This is a genomic window from Frankia sp. CoWAU3 (assembly GCF_977971855.1).
The window spans coordinates 5,273-11,706 of record NZ_CDWWXB010000033.1 but is presented as its reverse complement, the minus strand read 5'-3'; the positions used below and the strand labels follow the sequence as shown (position 1 = coordinate 11,706).

The window sequence follows — 6,434 nt, the reverse complement described above, 5'->3', positions numbered from 1 at the left end:
CAGATCCCCCGGCGCGCCGTGTCCGGGCTCGATCCGGCCCGGGTGGCGATGATTCTCGCCGTGGTCGAGCGCCGGGCGAAGGTGCGCTTCGGCCGGGCCGACGTGTACGCCGCGACCGTCGGCGGGGTTCGGTTGGCCGAGCCCGCGGCGGACCTCGCGACGGCTTTGGCGATCGTCAGCGCGGCCAGGGACCGTCCGTTGCCTGCCGATCTCGTCGCCATCGGCGAGGTCGGCCTGGCCGGGGAGGTCCGCGCGGTGGGCTCGGTACGCCAACGGCTCGCCGCCGCGGCCCGGCTCGGCTTTCGCCGGGCGCTCGTTCCGGCGGACCCCGGCCCGGCTCCGGACGGCATGAAAGTCACCGAGGTACCCGACCTGATCGGCGCGATCAGCAAAATGCATGAAACATAGAAAGTGTGTATTTTTCTAACCATATCGGTACTTCACGATGAGGTGGACCCCACTGGCTCCCGTCGCCCCGATAGCATCACGACAGTGGTAATGGGAGACGGTGGGGGAAGCCAAGGAGCTGAGGGAGCCTGATGGCAGGACCACCCGGAGACGACATCTTCCGGGCGACACTGGCCGCGGTCGCGCCCGGAACCCCCTTTCGCGACGGTCTGGAACGCATCCTGCGCGGGCACACCGGCGCACTGATCGTCCTCGGCCACGACAAGGTCGTCGAGGGTCTGTGCACCGGCGGCTTCGAGCTCGACGTGGAGTTCTCGGCGACCCGGCTGCGTGAGCTGGCCAAGATGGACGGCGCGATCGTGCTGTCGTCCGACCTGCAGCGCATCGTCCGCGCGGCGGTGCATCTGGTGCCGGATCCGACGGTGCCGACAGAGGAGTCCGGCACGCGGCACCGAACCGCCGAGCGGGTCGCCAAGCAGGCCGAGTTCCCCGTCATCTCGGTCAGCCAGTCGATGCACATCATCGCGCTGTACGTCGCCGGGCGGCGGTACGTGCTGGACGGCTCGGCCGCCATCCTGTCCCGGGCGAACCAGGCCCTGGCTACCCTCGAGCGTTACAAGCTGCGGCTAGACGAGGTCGCGGGCACCCTGTCCGCGCTGGAGATCGAGGACCTCGTCACGGTCCGCGACGCGATCTCGGTGAGCCAGCGGCTGGAGATGGTGCGCCGCATAGCCGACGAGATCGAAGGCTACGTCGTCGAACTCGGCACCGACGGCCGGCTGCTGTCCCTGCAGCTCGAGGAGCTGATGGCCGGGGTCCAGACCGAGCGTGAACTCACCGTCCGCGACTATCTGCCGATCGGGTCGAAGGCGGGAACGCCCGCGCAGGTCCTGGGTGAGCTGTCCGCGATGTCTCCGACCGACCTGCTCGATCTCACCGTCCTCGCCCGGGTGATCGGATTCTCCGGCGGGGCGGACATCCTGGACCGGCAGATCAGTCCACGCGGTTACCGCATGCTGGCGAAGGTGCCCCGGCTGCCACGGATGGTGGTCGACCGGCTCGTCGACCATTTCGGCACCCTGCAGAAACTGCTCGCCGCCGGGGTCGACGATCTGCAGGCCGTTGACGGCGTCGGGGAGACCCGCGCCCGAGCGGTCCGCGAGGGCCTCTCCCGGCTCGCCGAGTCAAGCATTCTCGAACGCTACGTATAGTAACGCTGCACACGGTAATGCTACGTGTGGTAGCCGAAGGCGACGGGAGGCCGCCTGCCGCCTCCGGCCGGCCTGGTCGCCTGGCACGATGGCGGGAATGACCAGCACAGCCAGCACAGCCGGAATCAGCAGCGCGTCCGGACCACTGGCCGATCTCGTCCTGGACTGGTTCGCCGTCTGTGGCCGAGACCTACCGTGGCGCCGTCCCCTGACGAGCCCCTGGGCAATCATGGTCAGCGAGGTGATGCTGCAGCAGACCCCGGTCAGCCGGGTGCTGCCGGTCTGGGAGGCATGGCTGGACCGGTGGCCGACGCCCGCCGCGCTCGCCGCCGAGCCGGCCGGGGAGGCCGTCCGGGCGTGGGGCCGGTTGGGCTACCCCCGGCGCGCCCTGCGGCTGCACCAGGCGGCGACCGTCGTCGTCGAACGGCACGACGGCGAGATCCCCCAACACCTCGACGATCTCCTCGCGCTGCCCGGCATCGGGACGTACACCGCGCGGGCGGTTGCCGCTTTTGCCTTCCGCCAGCGTCATCCGGTCGTTGACGTCAACGTGCGCCGGCTGTTCGCCCGGGCCGTCGAGGGAAGAGCCGACCCGCCGGCCACGGTCAGCCGCCGCGACCTGGTCGAGATCGCGGAGCTGCTGCCGCCGGACACCGAGACGGCCGCCCGGGCCAGCGCCGCGTTCATGGAGCTCGGCGCGCTGGTCTGCGTTGCCCGAGCGCCTCGCTGCACCGCCTGCCCCCTGTTGGGACGGTGTGCGTGGGTGTCCGCGGGCAGCCCGCCGAGCGCGGGACCCGCGCGCCGGCCCCAGGGGTACGCCGGCACCGACCGCCAGGTCCGCGGCCGGCTGCTCGCCGTCCTGCGTGACGCCAGTCCGGCGGTGGGTCAGGAGATCCTCGACCAGGTCTGGGACGATCCGGTGCAGCGGACCCGCGCCCTCGCCGGGCTGATCGACGACGGTCTCGTGGTACGGGTGGCGCCGGGCGTCTACGCGCTGCCCAGCTGACGTCCCTGCGGAAGGGCTCAACCCGGATCGGGAACGGCGCGGAAGCGGTAGCCGACCCCGCGGATGCTCTCGATGACCGTTGGCTGGCCGGCCGTCTCGCCCAGCCGCCGCCGCAGCCGCCGCACGTGCACGGCAAGCGTGTTCGTCTCCGTCTGCGCCGAACCCCAGACCTCCCGCAGCAGCGTCTCGCGCGGGACGACCCGGCCCGCCTGTTCCAGGAGCAGCGCGAGCAGCCGGAACTCCCGCGGCGGGACCGGGACCACGGCCCCGTCGAGGCGGACCTCGTGTGCCGCGCGGTCCAGCTGCACCCGTCCGCCGCGCAGCACCTCCGGCTCGTGCATCCGAGGCGGATACGTTCCGGCCCGTCCGATTCCGATGAGCCCCACCATCGCGAGGACCTCGGGAACCCGGTACGGCTTGCCGACGCAGGCGCTGGCCCCCGCGTCGAGTCCGGCGGCGGCTCGCGGCCGGTCATCGGGGCCGACCGCGAGGAGAATCGGCACGTCGTCGTGACCGGGCACGCTACGCACCGTCCGCACAACGGTCACCCCGTCCACCACGGGCAGCCGGGCACTGATCAGCAGCGCGGCCGGATGTCGCAGACCGATCTCCAACAGGGCCAGCGCCCCGTCGGCCACCACGCTGACCTCGACACCGTTCTCGACGAAGGCGTCGAGCATGCCGTCGTCGACGTCCTCGTCCGCGATCAACAGCGCCGGGAAGCTCCCCGGCCCGGTGCCCGTCGTCCGTCTCCGCGGCCCACCGGACGGGCCGCGGTACCGACGTCCGTCGGCTGACGGGTCTACTGCCGCGACCGCCGGGTCCTCGCCTGCCGAAACCGCCGGGCCTGCCGAAACCGCCGGGTCCTCGCCTGCCGAGCCACGGTCTTGCCCCCCCGGTTGACCGGCCCCACACGGTACCGGGAGCATCCGCGCGTCCTGTCCGCCAATCCCCCCGGCCGTCAGCCGAACCGTCCGGAGATGTAGTCCTCGGTCCGCTTTTCCTTGGGGTTGCTGAAGATCTGCGAGGTCTTGTCGTACTCGACGAGGCGGCCGGGGTCGCCGGTCTTCTCCAACGAGAAGAAGGCGGTCGAGTCGCTGACCCGCGACGCCTGCTGCATGTTGTGGGTGACGATGACGATGGTGAAGCTCGACTTCAACTTCGCGATCAGATCCTCGATCGCAAGAGTGGAGATCGGGTCGAGCGCGGAGCACGGCTCGTCCATCAGCAGGACCTGCGGCTCCACCGCGATCGCCCGGGCGATGCAGAGCCGCTGCTGCTGCCCGCCGGACAGGCCCGCGCCCGGCCGGCCCAGCCGGTCCTTGACCTCCTCCCAGAGATTCGCGCCCCGCAGTGACTCCTCGACCCGCTCGTCGAGGAGCGCCTTCTTGCGGACCCCGTTCAGCTTGAGCCCGGCGATGACGTTCTCGTAGATGGACATGGTCGGGAACGGGTTCGGTCGCTGGAAGACCATCCCGACGGTGCGGCGGACGGCCACCGGGTCCGTCCCGGGCCCGTACAGATCCTCACCGTCGAGGAGCACCTGCCCCTCGACCCGGGCCCCCGGAAGCACCTCGTGCATCCGGTTGAGCGTGCGCAGCACCGTCGACTTTCCGCATCCGGACGGCCCGATGAATGCGGTGACGTTCTTCGGCTCGATGGTCAGGTTCACGTCGGCTACGGCTTTGAACTTCCCGTAGTACGCCGTCAGCCCGGAAACGTCGATGCGGGTGGCCATGGCTACCTCGACTCACGATCTTCCTGGATGCTGTTTCAGATGATCGGATCAGATGGGATGGGATGGGATAGGACGCGAGAATGGAATAGGGCGTGATCTGTGCCACGCCGCCGTCCCGAGCCAGGGCCATCACAGCCGCGAGCGTCCGGCGATCAGACGAGCGATGAAGTTGAGCAGCATGATGATGATGATGAGTACCAGGGCGGCGGCCCAGGCCCGGTCCACCGCCGCCTGCTGCGGCTGGCCGGCCTGCGAGTAGATGTACAGCGGCAGTGCGGACTGTTCCCCGGAGAACGGGTTGGCGTTGATGAGGTTCGTGCCGAAGACGGTCAGCAGCAGCGGCGCGGTCTCGCCGGCAACGCGGGCGACCGCGAGCATGACGCCGGTCACGATCCCGGGCAACGCGGTGGGGACGACCACCTTGAGGATGGTCCGCCAACGCGCCACCCCGAGGGCGTAGCTGGCCTCCCGCAGCTCGTCCGGAACGAGCTTCAGCATTTCCTCGGCGGAGCGCACCACGATCGGAATCATGAGCACCGTGAGGGCCAGGGCACCCGCGAATCCGGAGAAGCCCTGGTGAAGGGCGAGGATCCAGAACGCCAGGATGAACAGACCCGCGATGATCGAGGGAAGACCGGTGAGCACGTCGACAAAGAAACTGATCACCCGGCTGACCCGGCCGCGGCCATATTCCACCAGGTAGATGGCCACCAGCAGACCGAACGGCACGGCCAGCAGGCTCGCCAACGCGACCTGCTCCACCGTGCCGATGATCGCGTGGTAGATGCCACCGCCGACGTCACGGGCACCGATGCCGTTCATCGAGTGCGTGAAGAACCCGGGGCGCAGCCGCCTCGCACCCTTCTCGATCACATTCACGAGCACCGCGAGCAGGGGGATGACCGCTAGCAGGAAGGCGGCGTAGACCAGGTTCGTCGCGAACCGGTCCCGGGCCCGGCGGGCGCCCTCGACCAGCGTCGAGGCCACGGTCATCGCGAGGATGAAGAAGACGGCGACCAGCAGGAGGAACTGGATCCTGCTGGAGATCGAGGTCACCAGATAGATCAGGACCGTCAGGACGACGGCACCGGCAGCGGCAGCGAGCGGTACCCAGCGGGGCAGGACCCGGCCCCGCAGCTGCAGCCGGTCCTCACCGCCCGCGACGGCGCTACCGGGAACGGTCGCGGTTTTCATGCGGCGCTCCCCGAGAACTCACGCCGCCGCGCGATGATGGCGCGAGCGATGATGTTGACCAGCATGGTGACGATGAAGAGCACGAGACCGGACGCGATAAGCGCACCGCGGCCGATGTCGTTGGCCTCGCCCCATCCGTTCGCCACGTTCGCGGCGATGGTGTTACCGGCCGGCGCGAGGATCTGCCAGGAGATGTTGAACGACGCCGGCAGGACCAGGGCAACCGCGATGGTCTCGCCCATCGCCCGCCCGAGGCCCAGCATCGAGGCGCTGATGACGCCCGGCTTGCCGTAGGGCAGGACGGCGGTTCTGATCATCTCCCAGCGGGTCGCGCCCAGCGCCATCGCCGCCTCCCGATGCGCACTGGGCACTTGCAGGAACACCTCGCGGGACAGCGCGGCGACGATCGGCAGAATCATGATCGCGAGGACGACACTGGCAACGAAGATCGACCGACCGACCCCGCGATCGGTCTCGAACAGCGGGATCCACCCGAAGTAGTCGGTCAGCCAGCTTTGGATGCCCTTCATGTGCGGCGCGAGCACGAGCAGCCCCCACAGGCCGTAGACGACGCTCGGCACGGCCGCCAGCAGATCGACGATGTAGCCGAGGGCGGAGGCCATCCGGCGCGGCGCGTACACCGTGATGAACAGAGCGATACCCACCGCGACCGGAACAGCGATGATCATTGCGATGGCAGCGGTGATCATCGTGCCGAACAGCAGTGCGGCGATGCCGAAAACCGGCGGCGTGGCGTTGGGGAACCACTCCTCCGTGGTGAAGAAGTTCCCGGTATTGGCGCCGAGGGCATCGGTGGCGCGCAGTACCAGGAAGGCCGCGATCGCGGCGATCAGTACCAGCAGCCCGACCCCGGCCG

Annotated in this window: 7 protein-coding genes; 3 read left to right on the top strand and 4 right to left on the bottom strand. The window is 69.6% G+C overall.

Going from position 1 to position 6,434, the window contains the following annotated elements:
- The 3 genes from AC08ON_RS05555 to AC08ON_RS05545 all read left to right on the top strand — a co-directional run.
- A partial coding sequence (locus AC08ON_RS05555; protein WP_476616565.1) for a S16 family serine protease occupies window positions 1-408 on the top strand: 408 nt, incomplete at its 5' end.
- Between the two features lie 131 nt (window positions 409-539).
- Window positions 540-1,619 carry a DNA integrity scanning diadenylate cyclase DisA gene (disA, locus tag AC08ON_RS05550; RefSeq protein WP_476606674.1) on the top strand — a complete coding sequence of 360 codons (1,080 nt, stop codon included), beginning with the start codon at window positions 540-542 and terminating at the stop codon, window positions 1,617-1,619.
- 88 nt (window positions 1,620-1,707) lie between these two features.
- Window positions 1,708-2,625, top strand: coding sequence for an HhH-GPD family protein (locus AC08ON_RS05545; RefSeq protein ID WP_476606675.1), 918 nt, complete (start codon window positions 1,708-1,710; stop codon window positions 2,623-2,625).
- A 17-nt stretch (window positions 2,626-2,642) separates the two neighbouring features.
- Here AC08ON_RS05545 and AC08ON_RS05540 read toward each other — a convergent pair whose 3' ends face one another.
- From AC08ON_RS05540 to pstC, 4 genes are all read right to left on the bottom strand, one after another.
- The gene (locus AC08ON_RS05540) at window positions 2,643-3,554 is read right to left on the bottom strand and encodes a response regulator transcription factor (RefSeq protein ID WP_476606676.1); all 912 of its coding nucleotides are present in this window, start codon (window positions 3,552-3,554) and stop codon (window positions 2,643-2,645) included.
- Window positions 3,555-3,586: 32 nt separating this feature from the next.
- Complete coding sequence (gene pstB / locus AC08ON_RS05535; protein ID WP_476606677.1) at window positions 3,587-4,363, bottom strand: phosphate ABC transporter ATP-binding protein PstB; 777 nt, start codon at window positions 4,361-4,363, stop codon at window positions 3,587-3,589.
- 129 nt (window positions 4,364-4,492) lie between these two features.
- Window positions 4,493-5,557: a phosphate ABC transporter permease PstA gene (gene pstA / locus AC08ON_RS05530; RefSeq protein ID WP_476606678.1), complete on the bottom strand. Its 1,065-nt coding sequence runs from the start codon at window positions 5,555-5,557 to the stop codon at window positions 4,493-4,495.
- On the bottom strand, window positions 5,554-6,434 hold an 881-nt coding region (pstC, locus tag AC08ON_RS05525), incomplete at its 5' end, for a phosphate ABC transporter permease subunit PstC (RefSeq protein WP_476616564.1). The genes pstC and pstA, both read right to left, overlap by 4 nt.

Coding starts and splice junctions, on each gene's coding strand:
- disA (WP_476606674.1), top strand. CDS start 540: ATGGCAGGACCACCCGGAGACGACATCTTCCGGGCGACACTGGCCGCG.
- pstA (WP_476606678.1), bottom strand. CDS start 5,557: ATGAAAACCGCGACCGTTCCCGGTAGCGCCGTCGCGGGCGGTGAGGAC.
- AC08ON_RS05540 (WP_476606676.1), bottom strand. CDS start 3,554: ATGCTCCCGGTACCGTGTGGGGCCGGTCAACCGGGGGGGCAAGACCGT.
- pstB (WP_476606677.1), bottom strand. CDS start 4,363: ATGGCCACCCGCATCGACGTTTCCGGGCTGACGGCGTACTACGGGAAG.
- AC08ON_RS05545 (WP_476606675.1), top strand. CDS start 1,708: ATGGCGGGAATGACCAGCACAGCCAGCACAGCCGGAATCAGCAGCGCG.